Consider the following 21143-nt stretch of genomic DNA (forward strand, 5'->3'; position numbering starts at 1 on the left):
AGCGAAGATCTGTATGAGCGAAGTCCGGGTGGCATGAGGGGGCTGCCGGCGTACCCGCCGATGACGGGGCAGGCTGCCGGGCGGCTCCCCGAGCCGGGTGAGAACTACGCCTTCGAGATGAAGTGGGACGGCGTGCGGGCGCTCGCCTACATCGAGGGCGGCCGGCTCCGGCTGATCTCCCGGAACGCCAGGGACATCACGGTGGCGTACCCGGAGACGTACGGGCTCGCCGAGGCGGTGGGCGGACACGATCTGGTCCTGGACGGGGAGATCGTCGCGTTCGACCGGCATGGCAGGCCGTCGTTCGAGGCGTTGCAACCGAGGATGCACCAGCGGCAGGCCGCCAAGATCGCTCGATTGGCGGTCGCCGTGCCGGTGGCGTACCTGCTGTTCGACGTGCTGCACGTCGATGCCGAGCCTGCGATCTCCATGCCGTACACAACCCGCCGGGAGTTGCTCGAAGAGCTGGTCACGCCCGGTGACCACTGGGACGTGCCGCCGTGCTTCCGCGACGACGGCGCGCATGTGCTCGCCGAGTCGCGCAGGCTGGGCCTGGAAGGGGTGATGGCCAAACGGCTGGCCTCGCCGTACCGGCCGGGAAGACGGTCGCCTGACTGGGTGAAGGTGAAGAACTTCCGCACCCAGGACGTCGTCGTGTGCGGCTGGCGGTCCGGCGCCGGTCGCCGCGCCGGCATGATCGGGTCACTGCTGCTCGGCGTTCACGACGAGGGCCGCCGCCTCCGCTACGCGGGGAGCGTGGGCACCGGATTCACCGAGGCCACCTTGCGCGAGCTCGCCGTACGGCTGGCGCGACTGAAGCGGGAGACCTCGCCTTTCGACGAGGAACCGCCACGCGAGGACACGCGGGGTGCTTACTGGGTGCATCCCGTGCTGGTCGGCGAGGTGCGGTTCGGCGAGTGGACGGGCGAAGGCCGGCTGCGCCATCCCTCCTGGCGAGGCATGCGGGAGGACAAGAACCCGGAGGACGTCGTGAGAGAGGACTGACACTACTCCGCGGCACATGACGCCGCACGTCCGCCGCGTCCTCCGGTGATCTGTCCGCCCCGCGCCTCGAGCCCGAGCCGTCAGTGCGTCTCGTAGGCCGGCCCCGCGAGCCGTGCGACGTCGTCCGCGCCGTCCCCGAGCAGTTTCGCGGCCAGGTCCGACAGTGCGCGTCCCGCCGCCAGCTCGTCACCGATGTCTGGAACGGGCCGGTCTACCGGGTTGCGTCGGGCGTGCGCGACGCTTTCGTGCCTTCTGCCGGCGTTGGTGTACAGCACGGCGGTCGCGGTGGTGAGGTCGTCACTGTCGTCTTCGTCGACGAAGATCTCGACGTTCCATCTCTTGGATTCCATGAGGTCCACCTCCTCTGTCAAGCATCTCTCCGCCGTTCCCCGCTCCTAACGGGGCCCGTCCGCACAGACCGGCCCCGGATCGCGGAGATCTTCCTTTGCGGGATGTGGGTTACGCGGTCCGTTGTCTTCCGGGCTCCTCGCCCCTCCACGCACACTCCTGCCCGGCAGGCGGCGCGGAGGCCGGAGGTCCCCTTCGGTCGGGCCGTTCGGCCGCTGGCCGCGCCGCGGTCAAGGCGATGTGATGGAGTTGTCGGAACTACCCGGGAGGATTGCGAACATGTCCGGTTCGATCGTGGTGGCCGTCGACGGCTCCGAGCAGGCACTGGCGGCGGTGGACTGGGCGGTGGACGACGCCCTGCGGCGCGACGCCGCGCTGAAGATCGTGCATGTTCGCGAGCCGTGGGCCAACGAGTATCCCTTCCACGCGGTGGAAGGCTTCAGCGAATCGGTGTCGGACTACTGCGAGGGCGTGCTCGCCCACGCCCGGGAGCGAGCGGCCGAGCGCGCCGGAGGACGGGCGCCCGGTCTCACCGTGACCACCGATCTCGCCACGGGCACCGTGGTCGAGCGGCTGACGGATGAGTCGGAGCGGGCCGACCTCCTCGTGATCGGCAGCAGGGGGATGGGGGGATTCGCCGGGCTCGTGCTCGGGTCCGTCGGACTGGGCCTCGCCGCCCGGGCGGCCGCCCCGCTCGTCGTGGTGAGGGACGTCCGGCACGAGCCGTACGACGAGGTCGTGGTGGGCTTCGACGGTTCCCCGCACAGTGAGTCGGCGGTCGCGTTCGCGTTCGAGGAGGCCCGGCTGCGCGGGGCTCGAGTGCGTGCCGTGAACGCCTGGCAGCCGCCCATGCTCAGTCCGCTGGCCGGCGGGTACGGCGCGGTGATGGGTGAGATCTTCGACGCGGAGGCGGAGTCGTTCCGCCGTCGGCTGGCGCCGTGGCGTCAGGAGTACCCCGATGTCCCCCTGGTGGAGTCCGCCGTGTGCGGGCACCCCATCTCGGCTCTCTCCGAGGCATCCCGGACCGCGGACCTGGTGGTCGTCGGCACCCGCGGAGTCGGCGAGGTCAAGGGAGCGCTGCTCGGTTCGGTGAGCCACGGCATCCTCCATCGGGCACACTGCCCGATCGCCGTCGTCCGCGCCGAGAAACCCGGGAAGGCGTCCGACTAGGCCCCACCCGTGATCTTGCAGATACGCGCAGGCGAGCCGTCTGACCTGCTCCTGCGTCATCGCGGGGCTTGATCACGGGACGGGGGTCGGCCGCTGTCACATCCCGGTCCGGGCGGGCTGCCGGATTTCCGCGCCCTCTTCGTGGAACTCGGGAGTCTCGTGACCCATCTCCTCGCTCAGTTCCTCCATGCGCAGGGCGATGCCGAGCGCGAAGCATGTCGGGGCCCACTCGCCGATGAACAGCCCCCAGCGGTCAGCCCGGTCCATTCCTGCGCGCTCGTACTGCTTAGAGACGAACCACGAGGCGATCGAAGCACCGATCGACAGGAGGCCGGCCCCGTACATCATGTTGGAGCGCAGCCCCATCTGGTGGAGCATCCTGATCATCCGGTCCCCCTTTGTAGGTGTTCATCCGTTTTATTGCTACCCGTCACCAAATGCCGCAATCACCTGGTGGCCTCACACCCGCCACCCCCGGTGTGCGGAAAAACGGATGGCAGGGCCACGGGGGTGGTTGCCTATCCTTGAGCATGGAATGAACACGATCGCCGACCTTCAGGGCCGCCTTCCCGACCTCATGCTGCGCGATCAGCGCAGGCTGCGCCGCCGCCTCGACGGCCTGCGCAAGGTCCGCGACGGCGCGGCACGCCGGGCCGTGGCCGGCGAGATCGCCGGAGACATCGAGGCCGCCGAGCAGCGCGTCTCCGTACGGCGCGCAGCCGTACCGAAGATCAGTTATCCGGCGGAGCTGCCGGTAAGCCGGCGCAGGGACGACCTGCTCGAGGCCATCCGCGATCACCAGGTCGTGATCGTGGCGGGCGAGACCGGCTCGGGGAAGACGACCCAGCTGCCGAAGATCTGCCTGGAGCTCGGCCGGGGCGTCCACGGGGCGATCGGGCACACCCAGCCCCGGCGGATCGCCGCGCGGACCGTGGCCGAGCGCATCGCCGAGGAGCTGTCCATCCCGCCGGGCGAGGCGGTCGGCTACAAGGTGCGGTTCACCGACCACTCCAGTGACGGCACGCTCGTCAAGCTGATGACCGACGGCATCCTGCTCGCCGAGATGCAGACCGACCCGCTTCTCCTGCAGTACGACACGCTGATCATCGACGAGGCCCACGAGCGCAGCCTCAACATCGACTTCATCCTCGGATACGTCAAGCAACTGCTGCCGAAGCGGCCCGACCTCAAGGTGATCATCACCTCGGCCACGATCGACCCCGAGCGGTTCGCCCGGCATTTCTCCGAACCGGGGCGGGAAAGCGCGCCGATCGTCGAGGTGTCCGGCCGCACCTATCCCGTCGAGGTCCGGTATCGCCCGGTCGGCGAGGACGACGACCAGACCCAGGCGATCGTCGACGCGGTCGACGAGCTGTGCGGCGCGGGCGCGGGCGACATCCTGGTCTTCCTGAGCGGGGAGCGGGAGATCCGCGACACGGCGGACGCGCTGAAGGGCCGCCCGGAGGAGGTCCTGCCGCTGTACGCGCGGCTGTCGGCGGCCGAGCAGCACCGGGTCTTCCAGTCCCACCGGGGACGCCGGATCGTGCTGGCCACCAACGTCGCCGAGACCTCGCTGACCGTCCCGGGCATCAAGTACGTCATCGACCCCGGCACGGCTCGCATCTCCCGCTACAGCAACCGTCTGAAGGTGCAGCGACTGCCGATCGAGCCGATCTCGCAGGCCTCGGCCAACCAGCGCAAGGGCCGCTGCGGCCGTACGTCCGACGGCATCTGCATCCGGCTCTACTCCGAGGAGGACTTCGCCTCCCGGCCGGAGTTCACCGACCCGGAGATCCTCCGTACCAACCTGGCCAGCGTCATCCTGCAGATGGCCTCCCTGGGCCTGGGAGACATCGCGGCGTTCCCGTTCGTCGAGCCGCCGGACAGCCGGCAGATCAAGGACGGGGTCAACCTGCTGCACGAACTCGGCGCACTGGCTCCGGACGCCGCCGCCGGGCCGTCCCAGGCCCCGCAGAAAGGCCGGCAGAAGGGTCCCGGCCCGCAGCTCACCCCGGTCGGGCGGAAGCTCGCCCAGCTCCCGGTGGACCCCCGGCTGGGGCGGATGGTGCTGGAGGCCCATCAGGGCGGCTGCGCCCGGGAGGTCATGGTCGTCGCGGCGGCTCTGTCGATCCAGGATCCGCGCGAGCGGCCGGCGGACAAACAGCAGGCGGCCGACGAGAAACACCGGCGATTCGCCGACAAGGAATCGGACTTCCTCACCTATCTCAACCTGTGGCGATATCTTCAGGAGCGGCAGCGGGAGCTTTCGTCGAGCGCGTTCCGGCGGCTGTGCAAGTCGGAGTACCTCAATTACCTGCGGGTCCGGGAATGGCAGGACATCGACAGCCAGCTGCGGCAGGTGGCCAAGACGCTCGGCATCGTGCCGAACAGCGTCGACGCCGACCCCCAGCGGATCCACCAGTCGCTGCTCGCCGGCCTGCTGTCGCACGTCGGGGTCAAGGACGTCGTAGAAAAGCGCAGGCAGGACGGCCGCAGGCCGATCACCGAGTACATCGGCGCCAGGGGGGCACGCTTCGCGATCTTTCCGGGATCGGCGCTCGCCAAGGCGCAGCCGGCCTGGGTGATGTCGGCCGAGCTCGTCGAGACGTCCCGGCTGTGGGCGCGGGTCAACGCCAAGATCGAGCCGCAGTGGATCGAGCCGCTCGCCCAGCACCTGGTCAAACGCACCTACAGTGAGCCGCACTGGGAGAAGGACCAGGCCGCCGTCATCGCGCTCGAGAAGGTCACGTTGTACGGCGTGCCGATCGTGACCGAGCGCAAGGTCAACTATGGCCGGATCGATCCCGAGCTGTGCCGCGAGCTGTTCATCCGCAACGCCCTCGTCGAAGGCGACTGGCGGACCCACCACAGGTTCTTCCACGACAACCGCAAGCTGCTGCAGGAGGTCGAACGGCTGGAGGAGAAGGCCCGCCGGCGCGACATCCTGGTGGACGACGAGACGCTGTTCGACTTCTACGACCAGCGAATCCCCGGCGACGTCGTCTCCGGGCGGCACTTCGACAGCTGGTGGAAGAAGACCGCCCGCGAGACCCCCGACCTGCTGACCTTCTCACCGGAGATGCTCGTCAACGAGGGCGCCGGGGTCAGCGCCGGCGACTACCCGGACGCGTGGCGGCAGAACGGCCAGCGGATGCGCCTCACCTACCGGTTCGATCCGGGGTCGGCGCCCGCCGGGGGCAGGGTCGAGGACAAGCCCGCTGAGGAGGCGACCGCCGACGGCGTGACCGTGCACGTCCCGCTCGCCGTGCTCAACCAGGTCGAACCGGTCGGCTTCGACTGGCAGATCCCCGGCCTGCGTGAGGAGCTCGTCACCGCGCTCATCAGGTCGCTGCCCAAGCACCTGCGGCGCAACTTCGTGCCCGCGCCCAACTACGCCAGGGCCGTACTGGAGCAAGTACGGCCCGGCAGCGAGCCGATCCTCGACGCGCTGGAACGGGAACTGCACCGGATGACCGGGGTGGACGTCCCCCGGGCGGCGTGGGCGCCGGACCAGGTGCCCGAGCATCTGCGGATCAGCTACCGGGTGGTCGACGACCGCAAGCGCACGATCGCCGAGGGCAAGGACCTGGAGGAGCTGAAACGCCGCCTCGCGCCCCGCCTGCGCGCCACGCTGTCCCGCGCCGCCGACGACCTGGAGCGCACCGGGCTGCGCGACTGGGACATCGGCACGCTGCCCAAGCTCTTCGAGCAGGGCCGGATGCGGGCCTACCCGGCGCTGGTCGACCAGACCGGCAGCGTCGCGGTCCGCATGTTCGAGACCGAGGCCGAGCAGCGCCGGGCCATGTGGGCCGGGACCCGCAGGCTGCTGCTGCTCAACGTGGTGAACCCGGCGAAGGCGATCCTGCGCGGGCTGAGCACGCCGGCCAAGCTCGCGCTCAGCCGCAGCCCGCACGGCGGCGCGGCCGCGCTGTTCGACGACTGTACGGCGTGCGCGGCCGACAATCTGATCGCCGAGGCCGGGGGACCGGCGTGGGACGAGGCGGGATTCCGCCGCCTGCACGACCACGTGCGCGCGTCGCTGTTCGACACCACCGAGGAGGCCGTCGCCCGGGTCGAGCGGATCCTCACGGTCTGGCATGCCGTGCAGAGCTCTCTCGCCGGGCCGGCCGACATCGTGGACGACCTCAGGGAGCAGTTGGACGGGCTCGTCCACCCGGGGTTCGTCACGGAGACCGGTTACGGCCGCCTGCCGGACGTGCACCGCTATCTGCGTGCCGTACAACGCCGCCTGGAGAAGCTGCCGGACGACCCGCACCGCGACCGGGAGTGGATGCACCGCGTCCACGACGTCGAGGACGACTACCGCGACCTGCTCGACAGCCTCAAGCCCGAAGAGCGCGAGGCGCCCGCCGTACGGGACATCCGGTGGATGATCGAGGAACTGCGGGTGAGCTTCTTCGCCCAGCAGCTCGGCACCCCGGCGCCGGTGTCGGAGAAGCGTATCCGCAAGGCGATCGAGCGGATCTGAGTAGGTTGTGAAGCAGATGGGGGAGACGATGGTGATCCGCGCGCTCGTGTTCGACGTGGGGGAGACGCTGATCGACGAGACGCGGATCTGGTCGCGCTGGGCCGACCGGCTCGGCGTGCCGCGCCTGACCTTCATGGGCGTGCTCGGCGGCATGGCCGCGCTCGATCGGGGACACCAGGAGGCTTTCCAGGTGATCCGGCCGGGGCTCGATCTGGAGGCCGAGATCGCGGCGTGGCGGCGCGACGACCCGGGCGGCCTGCGGGAGAACTTCGACGCCGGCGACCTCTACCCCGACGTGCGGCCCGCGCTGGCGGCGCTGCGCGAGGCCGGCTACCAGGTGATCGTCGCGGGCAACCAGCCGCCGCAGGCCTATGACGCGCTCGCCGCGATGGACCTGCCGGTCGACGCGATCCACACGTCGGCGGCCTGGGGAGTGGAGAAGCCGGAGCCGGGCTTCTTCGCCAAGGTCGCGGCCGTCGCCGGCCGGGCCCCGCGGGAGATCCTCTATGTGGGCGACCGGCTCGACAACGACGTGCGGCCGGCCAGGCAGGCCGGGATGCGTACGGCTCTGCTGCGCCGCGGCCCCTGGGGATATCTGCACGCCGCGAGCCCCGGGGCCGCCGAGGCCGACCTGGTCGCCGACACCCTCACCGACCTGCCCCGCCTCGTCTCCCGGCTCACCTGACCGGCGGCCGCTTTCAGTCGCGGAGGCGGGCGCGCAGGGTCTGGGTGTCGTCGTCGGTCCAGCCGTTGGCGGTGAGCCAGCCGAGCGGGCCGCCGAACCGGCCGTCGAGCCCGGCCAGGAAGCGCGCCATGTATTCGGCCCGGGGGTGATGCGCGTCCGCCGGTTGCTTGTCCAGGTCGGCCCGGTAGGTCTCACTGGCCCGCAGTCGCGTGAGCACCGCCTCCAGTCGCATGCCGGTGGCGACATAGTCGGCGACGATGGCCTCGGGGGTGGCCCCGGCCACCGCGAGCGCCAGCGCGCTCACCACGCCGGTGCGGTCCTTGCCGGCCGCGCAGTGGACCACGGCGGCGCCGTCGTCCGCGGCGAGCACGCGCAGCGCTGCCAGGATCGAGTCGGGCCGGTCACGCAGATAGCCGGTGTAGAAGCGGGTGACCTGCGGTTCCGCGCTCTCGTCCTCGGCGCCTTCGTCCTCGGCGTGCTCGACCCGCCGGGGCAGCGTCCGCTCGTCGACCGTGTCGGCTCCGGCGTCGGTGAACCGCCCGCCCTCGGGGAACAGGCTGAGGTGATGGATCCCGACCTCCGCCACCCGGGTCAGCGGGCCGGGACCCTCCAGCCGCACCTCGGCCACGGACCGCAGGTCCACGACATTCCTCAGTTTGAGGTCTCCGACCAGACGGTCGATGTCGCCGTCGGTCAGCCCCTGCAGGTTGTCTGACCGGAAAATCCGGCCGGACCGGGTGACGCCGCCGTCGGTGGTCGGCAGCCCGCCCAGGTCCCGTACGTTGACCGCACCGTTCAGTTCTATCCAGCGCTCATGCTCGTTCATCGCTTCCGAGACTAGACCCAGGAGCCGGTACGGCCCAGCTTGCCCAAGTGGATGGCGCTTTCACGTATGCCACGGGTAAAACTCTCGTAATGTAGGGCCACATCATTCGCGATCACATCAGGAGGATGTCGATGCCCCGGCCGGCTCACCGGTTGATGCTCGCGGCTGTCGCCCTCACCGCGGCCACCGCGGCGACGACCGTGGTGGTGGTGCTCCCAGCGGCTCCGGCGAAAGCGGAGACACTGCAGGCCGACCGTCAGCCCGACCGTCAGCCCGACCGGAGCGGGGGCCGGAAAGGCGCGCAGCCCGCCTCCCATCGCCTGGTCGGCACCTGGTCGGCGTCGACCACCCGGCTCGCCGCCGCCCTTGGCGACCAGACGGTCCGGATGGTGGTGCGGACCAGCGTCGGCGGCACGGGGATGCGCATCCGCCTGTCCAACCTGTTCGGCTCGGCGCCCGTGACGTTCCGCGGCGTCCACGTCGGCATCCAGGCGTACGGCGCGGAGATCCTCATGGGCACCAACCGTCCGGTGACCTTCGGCGGGCGCGAATCGGTCACGATCGGCTCCGGGCGCGCCGTCTGGAGCGACCCGATTCCCGGGAAGATCTCCGGCGGATCCGACGTCGTCGTCAGCTTCCACGTCCCGGGCAACGTCCAGGGTGTGACCGGGCACGAGCGCGCCTACGCGACCACGTACCTGTCGGAACCGGGAGACTTCGCCGCAGACGAGGCCGCCGACGGCTTCACCTACACCAGCACCCAGTGGTACTTCCTGGACCGCATCGCGGTGGGCGCGCCGAAGACGACACGCTCGGTCGTCGCGTTCGGCGACTCGCTGACCGACGGCGCGGGGCAGAGCACGGACGCCAACCGGCGCTGGACCGACTACCTCTACCACCGGCTCGTCCGGCTGCCGGCGAACCGGCGGATGGGCGTGCTCAACGCCGGCATCGCCGGCAACCGGCTGCTCCACCACGACGCCGGACCGCGCGGCGTGGGCCGTTTCAGACGCGACGTGCTGACCCAGCCCGGGGTGGGCACGGTCATCGTCTACGAGGGCATCAACGACATCTCCCGGGGCTACTACACCTCGGCCGCGCCGCTGATCGACGGGTACAAACGGCTGATCAAGATGGCTCACGCCCGGAAAGTGCGGATCCTCGGTGGGACGCTCACCCCGTTCTTCGGCTTCGGCACGTGGACGGAGGAGCGGGAGGAGATCAGGCAGCAGGTCAACAAGTGGATCCGCACCAGCGGGGCCTTCGACGGCGTCATCGACTTCGACAAGGCCGTCCGCGATCCGGAGTTCCCCGAGCAGCTCGCCCCGGCGTACGACATCGGTGATCACCTGCACATGAGCGACGCCGGGCGGCGCAGGCTCGCCTACACGGTCGACCTCCGTCGTCTCTGAGCCGTATCCGCCGACGCCTTCGGACCGCTATCGTGCGGTCCCATGGTCGCCCCCCTGGACCCCGATGACCCGCGTGCACTGGGTGAGTTCACACTGAGTGGACGGCTCGGCGAGGGCGGCCAGGGGGTGGTGTTCCTGGGCCGGACGCCGGGCGGGGAACCGGTCGCGGTGAAGGTGCTCAAGTCGGGGTTCGACTCGGCGGTGAAGGAGCGGCTGGTCCGCGAACTGGACGCGATGCGCGGCGTCGCGCCGTTCTGCACCGCCCGAGTGCTGACCGCGGTGGTCGACGGGCGGATGCCGTACGTCGTGAGCGAGTTCATCGACGGGCCGTCCCTGCAGCAGCGGGTCGGCTCCGGCGGCCCGCTGCGCGGCGGTGAACTGGAACGGCTCGCGGTCGGTACGGCCACCGCCCTGGCGGCCATCCACGCCGCCGGGATCGTGCACCGGGACTTCAAACCCGGCAACGTGATCCTCGGGCCGGACGGGCCCCGGGTGGTGGACTTCGGCATCGCCAGGCACGGCGCGAGCGACACGATCACCGCCGGCCCCGTCGGCACCCCCGCCTATCTGGCACCCGAGCAGATCGCCGGACATCCGGCCACCCCCGCAGCCGACGTGTTCGCCTGGGGGGCCACGATCGTCTTCGCCGCCACGGGCCGTGCGGCCTTCGGCGCCGACAGCGTGCCCGCCGTCATGCACCGGATCCTGACCGCCGAGCCCGACGCATCGGCGCTGCCCGCGTCGTTGCGCGGGGTGGTCGAACGCTGCCTCGCCAAGGATCCGGCGCGCCGGCCGGCCTCCCGTGACCTGCTGCTGGAGCTCGTCGGGTCCGCCCCCGACCCGCTGCGGGCGGGCGCCGCGGCCGCCACCAGACCGGAGGGGGTACGGCAGGGCGAGCCGACCGCCATCCTCACCGCGGCCGGGGCGACCCTGCCGGGCTCGGCGGAGGCCACCGAGGCAGGCGGCGAACGGCGGAGTTCACGCACCGGGATCGTCATCGGAGCCGTGGCGGCCGTGGCCGCACTGTCGGTCACGGCAGTGCTGCTGGCGCCGCGCCTGCTGTCCGATGACAAAGGGTCCACCTCTTCGCCGTCCGCGGGCGCCACGACGACAGTGTCTCCGACCACCACCTCACCGGTGCTCCCCACCGATGCCACACTCGAAAACGCCGTCACGGACGACGACGGCACAGCCCAGGACGACGGCACAGCCCAGGACGATCCCGTCACGACTGACGACGAGGCGGGAGACCCGACCGCCACGCCGAAGGCCACCGCCGTGCCGACGACCAGGCCCGGGGGGACGGTGCCCACGGCGTTCGCCGGCACCTGGGGCGGCCACATCGAACCGACCGAGTTCGTTGCGGGCTACGACGAGACCGACGTCCAGATCACGCTGGAGCCGGGCAAGGACACCGGAAGCTGGAAGGACATAACCAGCTCGTGCCAGGCAGACCTGAGGCTGACGCGCAGCTCCGAGACCGCGCTGGTCTTCCGGATCGACAAGTGCGCGGCCGGCGAGATCGCCCTCGTCCGTACCGACGACGGCCTCTCCTACCGCTGGGACAGCGCAAAGGGCAAGGTCCTCTTCCAGGGCACGCTCGTCAAGAGCTGAACTGGTACGGAATCGCCCCGCTGCCTGCGTGACGAACTCGGTCCCGGTCGGAACGGTATCCAGTCGAGTGATGGAGGTGGTGATTGGTCAACCGCGGCTACGGACTGGGATAGGGTGCCCCAGTGATGCGTGTCGGTGTGTATGTAGACGGCTACAACCTGTACTACGGGGCACGGTCGTTGTGTGGCCGGGGTACGCTCGGCTGGCGCTGGCTCGACATCGGGGCGCTCGCGCAATCCCTCATGCAAGAGCGACACGACTGGCGTGGCGCTCTGTTGGGGCGGGTGGTCTACTGCACGGCGCGGGTGGACGCGGCCGAGAACCCGTCGAGCTATGCGGATCAGGACGTCTACCTCAAGGCCCTGCTTGCCTCGAAGAGTGTCGACCACATCGAGTACGGGTACTACGTCGCGCGGGTGAAGGCGGCGCCGCTCGCAGTGCGCCAGCCGAACGGTCGGCCGCGACTGGTCGGCCCCGGCTGGCCGGTGATGGTTCAGGACAGCGCTGGCTTGGAGGTCAATGACGCGCGGTTCATGGTCTCCGTCGCGCACCGCGAGGAGAAAGGCAGCGACGTCAATGTCGCGTCCCATCTGCTGCTGGACGTTCTACGTGACAACGTCGACGCGGCGCTGGTGATCTCCAATGACTCCGATCTGCGGTTCCCGATCGAGGAAGCGCGCAAGCTGGTCCCGGTCGGGCTGGTCAATCCCTCCCCCGGACAGACTGCAGGCGCCCTGCGCGGCCTGCCGACAATGGGAGTCGGCCGTCACTTCTGGCGCAAGCTGAGCGAGCGGGACATTCGGCATCACCAGCTCCCGAACCCGGTGGGTGGGTATTCGATGCCACCCGGCTGGTGATGGGGTACACTTCTTCACGTAGACCACCCGGCTCCTCGTGGGCCGGGTCTTCTTTTTTCTCTGGTGAAAACCTCGGAACGTTCTTTACCTGCCCGGTGTGGATCAGGGGGACAGACGCTCACTTTGGCTGGCTCGGCTCCCTCGTCTCGCTGGTCCGCCCGGCCTTAGCTGGCTTTCTCGGCGGGGATGGGGATGACGGTGCCGGTGGCGGCTGAGTGCCTGGCGGCCTCCAGGACGGTGAGGGTCTCGACGACGCTTTCCGGTGAGACGGGCGGCGGGGCGCCGTCCCGCAGGCAGGCCACGACGCCCTCGTAGAACCGGTGGTAGGCGCCCGGCTCGGTGGGGACCGTACGGCCATCGCCGTCGACGCCGAGCGTCCCCCACAGGTCCGGGTGTTCGGCACCCCAGCCGGGCCCCGGACGCTCGCCGGCGCGCAGCCGCTCCTCCTGGGGGTCGAGGCCCCACTTGACGTAGGCCGCCTTCGACCCGAGCACGCGGAACCTGGGGCCGAGTCGACCGGCCATCGCGCTCATCCACAGGTGCGACCGCGTGCCGCAGGCGTGCGTCAACGCGATGAAGGCGTCGTCGTCGGCCAGCACGCCCGCCCGCCGCACGTCGGCCTCGGCGTACACGTGCGAGACCGGGCCGAAGAGCTGGACGGCCTGATCGACGAGATGACTGCCGAGGTCGTAGAGGATCCCGGCGATCTCCTCCGGGCCGCCGGATTCACGCCAGCCGCCCTTGGGCACCGGCCGCCACCGCTCGAACCGGGACTCGAAGCGATGCACCTCGCCGAGCTCGGGCAGCAGGCGGCGGACCGTCAGGAAGTCGCCGTCCCAGCGCCGGTTCTGGTACACGCTGAGCATCAGGCCCCGGTCGCGCGCGAGTCGCAGGAGATCTCGGGCCTCGGCGGCGGTGCCCGCCAGCGGCTTGTCCACCACCACGGGCAGGCCCGCCTTGAGCGCCTCGACGGCCAGCGGCACGTGGGTGCGGTTCGGCGTGGCGATCACCACGAGGTCGCATCGGTCCCACAGCTCGTCGGCCGACCCGACGACATCGGCGCCGGGGTGCTCGCGCCGTACCCGCTCGGCCTTCGCCGGGTCGCGGGTGACCACGGCCGCCAGCCGCAGCCCGGGGACGGCGGCGATCAGCGGCGCGTGGAAGAACGCCCCGCCCGTTCCGTAACCGGCCAGGCCGACGCGGATGTCGGGCGCTCCGGAGGCCATCGTCAGCCGTCCCGCTCGTCGCGTTCGGCGAGAAACGCCTCGAACTGGGCGGCCAGTTCGTCGCCGGTCGGCATCGGCATGTTCTCCGCGAGCAGGTTCTCCCGCTGCGCACCCGACTGAAAGGCGTCGTACTGCTGCTCCAGGCCCTGGATCGCGCCCGACAGTTCCTCCGAGGCGCTGATCTGCTGTGCGATCTCCTCGTCGGTCTTCGCGGCGGCCTCCCGGAGACCTTCCATGGGGAACACCAGGCCGGTGTTGCCGGTGACCGCCTCCAGCGCCGCCACCGCGGCCTGCGGATACTCCGCCTGGGCCAGATAGTGCGGCACGTGCACGGCGAAGCCCAGCGCGTCGTGGCCCTTGGCGCCGAGCCGGAGCTCGATGAGCCCCGCGACGCTCCCGGGCACCTGGACCTTCCCGAACGGGCTGGGCCGGCCGTTGATCAGTTCGGGGCGGCTGGCATGCGCGGTGTGGCCGAGCGGACGGGTGTGCGGGACGCCCATGGGGATGCCGTGCACGCTCACCAGCCTGCCCACGCCCAGCCGGGTGACGAGCGTGGCGACGGCATCGGTGAACAGCTCCCACTCGCGGTCCGGCTCCGGCCCCGACAGGACCAGGAACTGGGTGCCCGTGGTGTCGCGCACGAGGTGGACGGCGAGCTCCGGGGTGTCGTAGTCGGTCCAGCGGTCGGTGTCGAAGGTCATGATGGGTCGCCGGGACCGGTAGTCGAGCAGCCGGTCGACGTCGAACCTGGCGATGACCCGATGCTCCAACTCGGCGAGGAGGTGCCCGATTGCCAACCGGCCCGTGGCGCCGGCGTCCACGAACCCCTCGAAGTGGTATAGCAGCACCGGATCGGTCAGCTCGGGGAGGTTCCCGTCGAGCCGGTAGAGATCCGTGGGGTCGAACACGTCTCCAGCCTTTCTCAAGGTTCCTTTAACTGATGAACCTAGCGCAGCGCAGTGCGGATTCCCGCGCGGACGTATGGCCTGTGGACAACGGAGGGCAGGGCGACCGTGGGGTGTACGCGGAGTCTCTCCCTCATTAGGGACACGAAGTCGGCTGTCCGAAATTTTCCGTAATGCCGGACAGTCTGGTCATCGCTCCGCGCGATGGTCATGCTGGGCTGATGCCGACTTCCAACACCAGGCAGGCCTTCCGTCTCCCCGCGCTCACCTGCCCCTTCCCCAGCGACGTGAACCCCCATGTGGACGAGGTGGATCGGGACACGATGAGTTGGCTGGCGGCCTCTGGGATGATCGCCGACGGCGAACAGCTCGAGCGCTTCCGATCGGCCGGATACGGATGGCTGGGCGCCCGCACCTACCCCTACGCGGCCCGGGAACTCTGCCAGTTGGTCACCGACTGGTGCGTGTGGCTGTTCGCCTTCGACGACGTCTACTGCGAGTCCGATCGGCGGGCGGCGGAGATCGCCCGGGCCCTCCCGCGGCTCTTCGAGGTCATCGACGACCTCACCGGCGAGGAGCCGGTCGACAACGTCTTCGCCCGCGCGCTGCTCGACATCAAGGCCCGGATCACCGCGTACGGCACCGCCGACCAGCTCGACCGCTGGCGCGCGATGACGAAGGACTACCTGTTCGCGCAGGTCTGGGAGGCGGCCAACCGGGAGGACGACGTGGTCCCCACCTTCGGCGACTACGTCTTCATGCGCCGCAGGACCGGGGCCATGCTCACCGTCTTCGCCCTGATCGACGTGACCGCCGGGGTCCGCCTCACCTCCGACGAGTGGCGCCACCCGGCCGTACGCGCCATGACTCAGCACGCCAACGACGTGGTCGTGTGGGACAACGACCTCATCTCGTACGCCAAGGAACGTGATGCGGCCAACGGCCGTAACAATCTGGTCACGGTGCTGGTCGCCCACGGGGGCTGCTCGGTCCAGGAGGCGATGGACCGGATCGGCGTCATGCGCGACCAGGCCATCGCCGAGATGGTGGCCCTGGAGCCGGCCGTGGCGGCGCTGCGTTCACCGGCCGTCTCCGCCTACGTCCGGGGGCTGCGGTACTGGATCAGCGGCAGCGTCGACTACTCGCTCACCAGCTCGCGCTACACCGACGCCCTGACCTGACGGGCGTGGCTCAGCCCGGCGGCGCTCACTCCTGCTCGAAGTCGCCGAAGTCGTCCAGTGCGTACTCGACGAGGTCGCCGAGGCTGAGCCGCGCCCCCGAGGCGTACGCCTCGTCGTAGGCGGCGTCGCCGATCAGTTTCTTGCACTCCTTGACGCACTGCTCGTGCTCGGCCGTGAAGAACGGCGAGCCGAACTGGGGGAGGCCGAACGTGCGCCAGTTGGCCTGGGCGGCGCCGAGCAGCATCGCGGTGCGCTCCGGGGCGCCCATGTCGAGGTTGAGCGTGGCCAGCGTGTCCACGCACAGCACGACGCCGAGCACGTCATGGAAGTGGCGCTTGATCCGCAGCGACTCCTTGCAGCTCACCAGCGACTCGTCGTGGCGGCCGGTGGCACGCTGCGCCAGCGACATGACGTACCAGGCGTAGGAACGCAGCCACAGCTCGCCCCGATCCTGGCAGGTCTTCAGGCAGTCCAGCAGCAGCGTCTCGGCATCGGCGGGCTCGCCCTGGGCCAGCAGCACCATGGACAGCTCGACGATCGCGGGGAGCAGGCCCGGGTTGAGCTCGCGCCCGCCCCGGTGGAACTCGATGGCGACCCCGAGCAGGGCCGTGGCCTTCTGGGTGTCTCCCTGCAGCATGGCCGCCGTGCCCTGCATCTTGGTCGCCAGCAGGACCGCGACCGAGTCGCCCGCCCGCACCGCCTCGGTGCTGCACCGCTCGGCGGCCTCGAGCGCCCCGGCCATGTCGCCCTGCGCGCTGCGGATGTAGGACAGCACCCACAGGGCCTTGCACCGCCGCCTGCTCGGCTCCGGCGCCGCCTCCAGCGTGCGCTCCAGATAGTGCACGCCCTCCCGGGCGAAGCCGCAGGCGACCCAGAGGAACCACAGGGACGACAGCAGTTCGAGGCCGACGCCCTCCTCGCCCCGGACCGACAGGCAGTATTCGAGGGCCACCCGGATGTTGTCGTGCTCCTGCCGCATCCGGGTGAACCAGTGCACCTGCCGGGGCCCCGACCAGGAATGCTCGCCGCGCTCGGCGAGCTGCAGGTAGTAGTCCCGGTGGCGGCGGCGCCGCTCGGGCGTCTCACCGAGCTTGTCCAGCCACTCCCCGCCGTACTGCCGCAGCGTGTCGATCAGCCGGTAACGCTGGCCCGCCGGGGTCGGGAAGCTCAGCAGCACCGACTTGTCGACCAGTTCGCCGATCACGTCGAGGATGCGGTCGGCCGCGAGAGTCTCATCCGAGCAGACGTAGCGGGCCGCCTCCAGCTCGAAGTCCCCGGCGAACACCGACAGGCGGGCCCACAGCAGCCGCTCGGCCGGTTCGCACAGCTCGTGGCTCCACCCGATCGCCGCGCGCAGCGTCTGGTGGCGCGGCAGGGCCGTACGGCTCGCGCCGGCGAGCAGACTGAACCGGTCGGTGAGCAGGGTGAGGATCTGCTCGACCGACAGCGTGCGCAGGCGCACGGCGGCGAGCTCGATCGCGAGCGGGATCCCGTCCAGGCGGCGGCACAGCTCGGAGACGGCCGTGACGTTGCTCTCGTCCACCACGAAGTCGGGCACCACGGCGCCGGCCCGCGCGCCGAACAGCTCGACCGCCTCGTTCGTGTACGGATTCTCCGACGGGTCGTCCCCGGGGACGGTGAGCGGCGGGACCGCGAGCGTGTACTCGCCCGGCGCGTTGAGCGAACGGCGGCTGGTCGCGAGGATCCGCAGGTTCGGCGCCGCGTCGAGGAGCCGGCTGGTGAGCGGCGCGACGGCGTCGACGAGGTGCTCGCAGGTGTCCAGGACGAGCAGGATCTCCCGGTCGGCCAGCCACTCCGCCAGAGTGTCCGACCCCTCCCTCGGGGACTGGTCGGCGATCCCGAGCGCGGCCGTGATCGTGTGCTGGACCATGCCGGAGTCCTGCAGCCGGGCCAGGTCGGCGTACCAGACGCCGTCCCGGAACTGCCTGCGGATCTGATGCGCGATGCGCAGCGCCGTACGCGACTTGCCCACGCCGCCGATGCCGGTGACCGTCACCAGCCGGGACTGCTGCAGCCGTTGCCGCAGCGAAGCGAGGAGCCGCGTACGGCCCACGAAACTGGTGAGCTCTACGGGCAGGTTGCCCTCTTGCCGCCATCCTGCTGGCGTAGCCATGCCGCCTCACGGGTTCGTCGGGGGTCGTCCGGGCGTGATGTCTGCATCCGCATCGTACCTTCGGCCGCCGACACACGCCCGGGTTGTACGGGTGATGTTTCTCCTCCCAGGTGGGGAGACGTTGCGGATACCATGGGGGCGTGACTGTGCAGCATCCGGATGACATGCGTCCGGTGGACCTCTCCGATGAGGGACTGCCGGTGTTGCCCGACCAGACGAGCGACGACACCGACCTCGGCTGGGGTGAATGGCACTCCGACTCCGACGACTCCCATTACCTGGAAGAACGCCCACCCCACTGGGGCTAGAGCCTGCCCGGATTCCGGCTTCGACACCCTCATGAAGGCGATGATCGGTGAGGCGGTCGCCTTGAGCCCTCAGCTCACTGATAGGCAACCGTCGTCATTCAGTTGGACGCACAATAACCGGTTTGTGGTCCCATCACGCGACCCGACATCCCAACTACGCCACGGGTCCATCCGCTACGCGGCTGCTCCGCATCGGCGCCGGCCGCTTGTCTGCATGGACCCCTTGTGCCCCAGGTTTTAGGCAGCACCGTGGTCCCGACACTCATGCACCTCTGCAACTTAGGTTGCCTGGCACTATGCAACCTTGGTAGCCTATACTAGTGATGAGGAAGCGAGATCTTGAGCGGCGGATGCGCAAACTCGCCAAGGAGTACGGGGTGCCCGTTCACTCCACCGAAGGTGGCAGTCACACCAAGTGGCATGCCGGTTCGGAGGCGATGCCTGTGCCTCGGCACTCGGAGGTCAACGAGCGCACGGCGAAAGGAATCTTGGAGAGCTGGGAGAGCATCCTCGTTGAGGTCGCGAAGGAGCAGGAGGAGCAGTGAGCAAGCGCGACACCTACACCATCTCCGTCAGCAGGAGCGATGATTGGTGGGCGTTGACCGTCTCCGGACCCGGCCTTAAGCGCGCCTACCCCACGCAAGTAAAGCGCCTGGAGCAAGCCGAAGAGATGGCTCGTGACCTGGTGGCCACCATGCTGGATGTGGATGTCTCCGAGATCGACGCCGACTTCGACTTGTCTGTGGCCGATGATGAAGTGGCTACGGAACTGGAAGCCACGCTGCTGACCCGCCTCGCGGCGACTCTAGTCAAACAACAGGCCGCCGAAGCAACGCAAGCAATGGTGACTGCCCTGGCGCGGAGAGGTTACGTTCACCGCGACATTGGTTACCTGCTCGGTATGTCACATCAGGCCGTCGGGAAGCTGCTGAACGAGGCGGAGAAGGGGACAGCCGCTTCTGCGGGCGATGCAGGTACACATTCCCTTGAGGATGCGAACGATCGGCTTCTGATGACGCGTGATACGGAAGCGCTATTGAAGTCTTGTCTGCTGAATCTGGCGGAAGGTGATCCGATGCACCTTAGCCTGAACAGGCTAAGGGCGCTGGGAGGGCGGCTAGGCTACCGTAACCGCCGGAGGCTGACAGACGCTTGAAACCATGCGTCCGGGGCTTCGCTGGAGGACGGTTGGCCCACTCATGGTGGCAGCTGCCGTGATCGAGGTGTTGGTCGCGCTGATCGATAGGTAGCGCCCCGGCATAGATGAGGCTGACCTCGATGACTCGTTGTAGTCCTCCTCCTCTTCACCGAGCCGCCACGGCAACATCTCCAGCTCCGGCCTGTCCGTGATCAGCTCGCGCAGCCGGCACTTGATCGACTCCACATACGTGGCACCGCACTCGAACCACTCGCCATCGCTGAGCTGGTAGATGCGTGGTCCGATCGACACGGAGGCCTCGATCCACCGAATGGCCCTGGCTCGGCTGATCAGCTCCTTGCCGTCGCGGTCGGCGCACATCTCGACATGGCCCTCACGCAGCGCCGTCACCGGGTCCAGGCAGTGCTGCACCTTGCATCGCTGCCGCAGGGAGTCGAGATCAAGCTCATCCCTGTCGATCGCGATGCTGCCGATTTTGATGCGGTACGAGCGGGCCTCATGATGCCGATCGGCGGTGCATAGAACTGCTGGGTGTGACGGATGCCAGCGCTTCCTCGACCTCGTCCAGGTGGTCCAGCAGACGTGTTGCCGCGCGGTGGCGCAGCAGCCAGAACCGATCGAGGTCGTCTTGGATCAATCCGGGCTTGAGGTAGTGCTCTTTGACGCCGTAGAGGCTGACCATCAGTTGGATGAGGGCGACACGGGCGCACGAGGTGATGTCGGCGGCGGGTAGGTGTGGGTTTTCCTCCAGGTAGGCGGCCACCAGGGCCATGCCGGAGGCGATCCAGTCCTCCCCGAGCGCGACGGACCGGGGATCGAACGCGATGCGACCCAGTTCGTAGCTGGTCAGGAACGGCTCCGCCGGGCCGAAGTCCACCACCGCGGTGATGGCGTTGCCGTGGAAGAGCAGGTTCTTGGGACTGTAGTCGCCGTGCAGCACCTGGGCATGTAGTGGAGGCAACGCGGTGATCAAGCTGGGCAGACGCAGCAGTTGAGTGCGGCGCTCGGTCAACGTGTCGGCGGCCTGCCGATCGAAGGGTTCTTGCTCCGTTCGATCTTTGATGAGGGCCAGGAGCGTGTCGATTGTCGCGTCGCATTTGTCCAAGTCAGGGTTGAGCCATCGGTCGACCCGAGGAGAGGGGTGGGTGCCGGTCGGGTGGCCGGCGAAGGCGCGGTGGACGCGGCCCAGCATCCGGCCGGTGGCGACCTGCTGCACGGCGTTGAACCCGCTCTCCACGGAGTGGCCCGGCAGCCATTCCCAGACGGACACAGCGGTATCGCCACGGCGGGTGATCAGTTCGCCGGTGACCGAGGGGACGATGGCGGCGACCGGCACACCATGGTCACCGGCCAGCCTGGTCTGCGCGATCGCCTCCTCCTCCGCCGCGAGGTCTGAGCCGCAGGTGTAGTTCTTGACGAACACTCTGCGGCCCTCGGCCGTCGTCGCGCGGTAGTTGATGCTGACCTGTCCGTCCAGCCGGGCCAACCTTGCCCCGATAAGACCGTAGGCGTCGGCCAGGACCTCGGTGACCTGCACGGCGGCCGGGTTCGGCATGTCTCCCTGCTCCTTTTCTGTCACGTCACCGCTGATGAACGGCCAACCACACTGAGGCTTGTCGCACTGAGGCTTGGCCGGATGCCCGAGGTGCCGGGATCGTTGTGGATCGCCGAGACGGCTGTGCCACCATGCGGCCGCGCCTCGGAGCGGGCAAGGCACTCGGTCGGGGTGCGCAGGGCACCGGTCCACTGCCCGCTGTTCTGGGCGGGATGTGGGTGTCGATGGCCAACCGCGCGAAGGCGATGAGATCTCCCGTGGGATGGACC

19 protein-coding genes are annotated in these 21143 nt (G+C 69.4%); 11 read left to right on the top strand and 8 right to left on the bottom strand.

Going from position 1 to position 21143, the window contains the following annotated elements; all coding sequences use genetic code 11:
• Positions 1-33 precede the first annotated feature (33 nt).
• Positions 34-1005 carry a non-homologous end-joining DNA ligase gene (gene ligD, locus Mth01_RS19755; RefSeq protein WP_204017375.1) on the top strand — a complete coding sequence of 324 codons (972 nt, stop codon included), beginning with the start codon at positions 34-36 and terminating at the stop codon, positions 1003-1005.
• A gap of 80 nt (positions 1006-1085) precedes the next feature.
• Here the strand turns inward: ligD and Mth01_RS19760 are convergent, their stop codons facing one another.
• On the bottom strand, positions 1086-1355 hold the full coding sequence (locus Mth01_RS19760; RefSeq protein WP_204017376.1) for a DUF1876 domain-containing protein: 270 nt from the start codon (positions 1353-1355) through the stop codon (positions 1086-1088).
• A gap of 277 nt (positions 1356-1632) precedes the next feature.
• Between Mth01_RS19760 and Mth01_RS19765 the strand changes: the two genes are divergently transcribed.
• Complete coding sequence (locus tag Mth01_RS19765; protein ID WP_204017377.1) at positions 1633-2523, top strand: universal stress protein; 891 nt, start codon at positions 1633-1635, stop codon at positions 2521-2523.
• 96 nt (positions 2524-2619) lie between these two features.
• Here the strand turns inward: Mth01_RS19765 and Mth01_RS19770 are convergent, their stop codons facing one another.
• Positions 2620-2910 (bottom strand): hypothetical protein, encoded by a 291-nt coding sequence (locus Mth01_RS19770; protein ID WP_204017378.1) that lies wholly within the window; start codon positions 2908-2910, stop codon positions 2620-2622.
• A gap of 148 nt (positions 2911-3058) precedes the next feature.
• Between Mth01_RS19770 and hrpA the strand changes: the two genes are divergently transcribed.
• Positions 3059-7012: an ATP-dependent RNA helicase HrpA gene (gene hrpA, locus Mth01_RS19775; RefSeq protein WP_204017379.1), complete on the top strand. Its 3954-nt coding sequence runs from the start codon at positions 3059-3061 to the stop codon at positions 7010-7012.
• Positions 7013-7028: 16 nt separating this feature from the next.
• Positions 7029-7697: an HAD family hydrolase gene (locus Mth01_RS19780; RefSeq protein WP_239089828.1), complete on the top strand. Its 669-nt coding sequence runs from the start codon at positions 7029-7031 to the stop codon at positions 7695-7697.
• Between the two features lie 13 nt (positions 7698-7710).
• Here Mth01_RS19780 and Mth01_RS19785 read toward each other — a convergent pair whose 3' ends face one another.
• Positions 7711-8523, bottom strand: coding sequence for a tyrosine-protein phosphatase (locus Mth01_RS19785; protein WP_204017380.1), 813 nt, complete (start codon positions 8521-8523; stop codon positions 7711-7713).
• A gap of 131 nt (positions 8524-8654) precedes the next feature.
• On the opposite strand from Mth01_RS19785, the gene Mth01_RS19790 reads away from it, so the two are divergent.
• The 3 genes from Mth01_RS19790 (at position 8655) to Mth01_RS19800 (ending at position 12406) form a co-directional block, all read left to right on the top strand.
• Positions 8655-9935 carry an SGNH/GDSL hydrolase family protein gene (locus Mth01_RS19790; protein ID WP_204017381.1) on the top strand — a complete coding sequence of 427 codons (1281 nt, stop codon included), beginning with the start codon at positions 8655-8657 and terminating at the stop codon, positions 9933-9935.
• Positions 9936-9977: 42 nt separating this feature from the next.
• Positions 9978-11549 carry a serine/threonine protein kinase gene (locus tag Mth01_RS19795; protein WP_204017382.1) on the top strand — a complete coding sequence of 524 codons (1572 nt, stop codon included), beginning with the start codon at positions 9978-9980 and terminating at the stop codon, positions 11547-11549.
• Between the two features lie 122 nt (positions 11550-11671).
• Positions 11672-12406, top strand: coding sequence for an NYN domain-containing protein (locus Mth01_RS19800; RefSeq protein ID WP_204017383.1), 735 nt, complete (start codon positions 11672-11674; stop codon positions 12404-12406).
• Positions 12407-12570: 164 nt separating this feature from the next.
• On the opposite strand, the gene Mth01_RS19805 is transcribed toward Mth01_RS19800, so the two are convergent.
• Both Mth01_RS19805 and Mth01_RS19810 read right to left on the bottom strand, forming a co-directional pair.
• Positions 12571-13632, bottom strand: coding sequence for a Gfo/Idh/MocA family oxidoreductase (locus tag Mth01_RS19805; protein ID WP_204017384.1), 1062 nt, complete (start codon positions 13630-13632; stop codon positions 12571-12573).
• A 2-nt stretch (positions 13633-13634) separates the two neighbouring features.
• Entirely contained in the window at positions 13635-14540 is a 906-nt protein-coding gene (locus Mth01_RS19810; protein WP_204017385.1) for a proteasome assembly chaperone family protein, read from the bottom strand.
• Between the two features lie 218 nt (positions 14541-14758).
• Between Mth01_RS19810 and Mth01_RS19815 the strand changes: the two genes are divergently transcribed.
• A complete protein-coding gene (locus Mth01_RS19815; protein WP_204017386.1) occupies positions 14759-15718 on the top strand; it encodes a 4-epi-cubebol synthase in 960 nt (319 codons plus the stop codon).
• A 25-nt stretch (positions 15719-15743) separates the two neighbouring features.
• Here Mth01_RS19815 and Mth01_RS19820 read toward each other — a convergent pair whose 3' ends face one another.
• Entirely contained in the window at positions 15744-17852 is a 2109-nt protein-coding gene (locus Mth01_RS19820) for an ATP-binding protein (RefSeq protein ID WP_204017387.1), read from the bottom strand.
• 140 nt (positions 17853-17992) lie between these two features.
• Between Mth01_RS19820 and Mth01_RS19825 the strand changes: the two genes are divergently transcribed.
• The 3 genes from Mth01_RS19825 to Mth01_RS19835 all read left to right on the top strand — a co-directional run bounded on the left by Mth01_RS19825 (position 17993) and on the right by Mth01_RS19835 (position 19316).
• Positions 17993-18160 (top strand): hypothetical protein, encoded by a 168-nt coding sequence (locus Mth01_RS19825; RefSeq protein ID WP_204017408.1) that lies wholly within the window; start codon positions 17993-17995, stop codon positions 18158-18160.
• A 323-nt stretch (positions 18161-18483) separates the two neighbouring features.
• Positions 18484-18705, top strand: a complete 222-nt coding sequence (locus Mth01_RS19830; protein WP_204017388.1) for a hypothetical protein — start codon at positions 18484-18486, stop codon at positions 18703-18705.
• Entirely contained in the window at positions 18702-19316 is a 615-nt protein-coding gene (locus Mth01_RS19835; RefSeq protein WP_204017389.1) for a hypothetical protein, read from the top strand. Before Mth01_RS19830 ends, Mth01_RS19835 begins: the two co-directional genes overlap by 4 nt.
• Here Mth01_RS19835 and Mth01_RS19840 read toward each other — a convergent pair.
• Together Mth01_RS19840 and Mth01_RS19845 are read right to left on the bottom strand one after the other, a co-directional pair.
• On the bottom strand, positions 19278-19799 hold the full coding sequence (locus Mth01_RS19840; RefSeq protein ID WP_308440816.1) for a TIGR04141 family sporadically distributed protein: 522 nt from the start codon (positions 19797-19799) through the stop codon (positions 19278-19280). The two genes, Mth01_RS19835 and Mth01_RS19840, sit on opposite strands and share 39 nt — an antisense overlap.
• Before the next feature lie 16 nt (positions 19800-19815).
• Complete coding sequence (locus tag Mth01_RS19845) at positions 19816-20874, bottom strand: phosphotransferase enzyme family protein (protein ID WP_204017391.1); 1059 nt, start codon at positions 20872-20874, stop codon at positions 19816-19818.
• Positions 20875-21143 lie beyond the last annotated feature (269 nt).

This window comes from Sphaerimonospora thailandensis (genome assembly GCF_016863115.1).
In the GTDB taxonomy this organism is placed as follows: domain Bacteria; phylum Actinomycetota; class Actinomycetes; order Streptosporangiales; family Streptosporangiaceae; genus Sphaerimonospora; species Sphaerimonospora cavernae.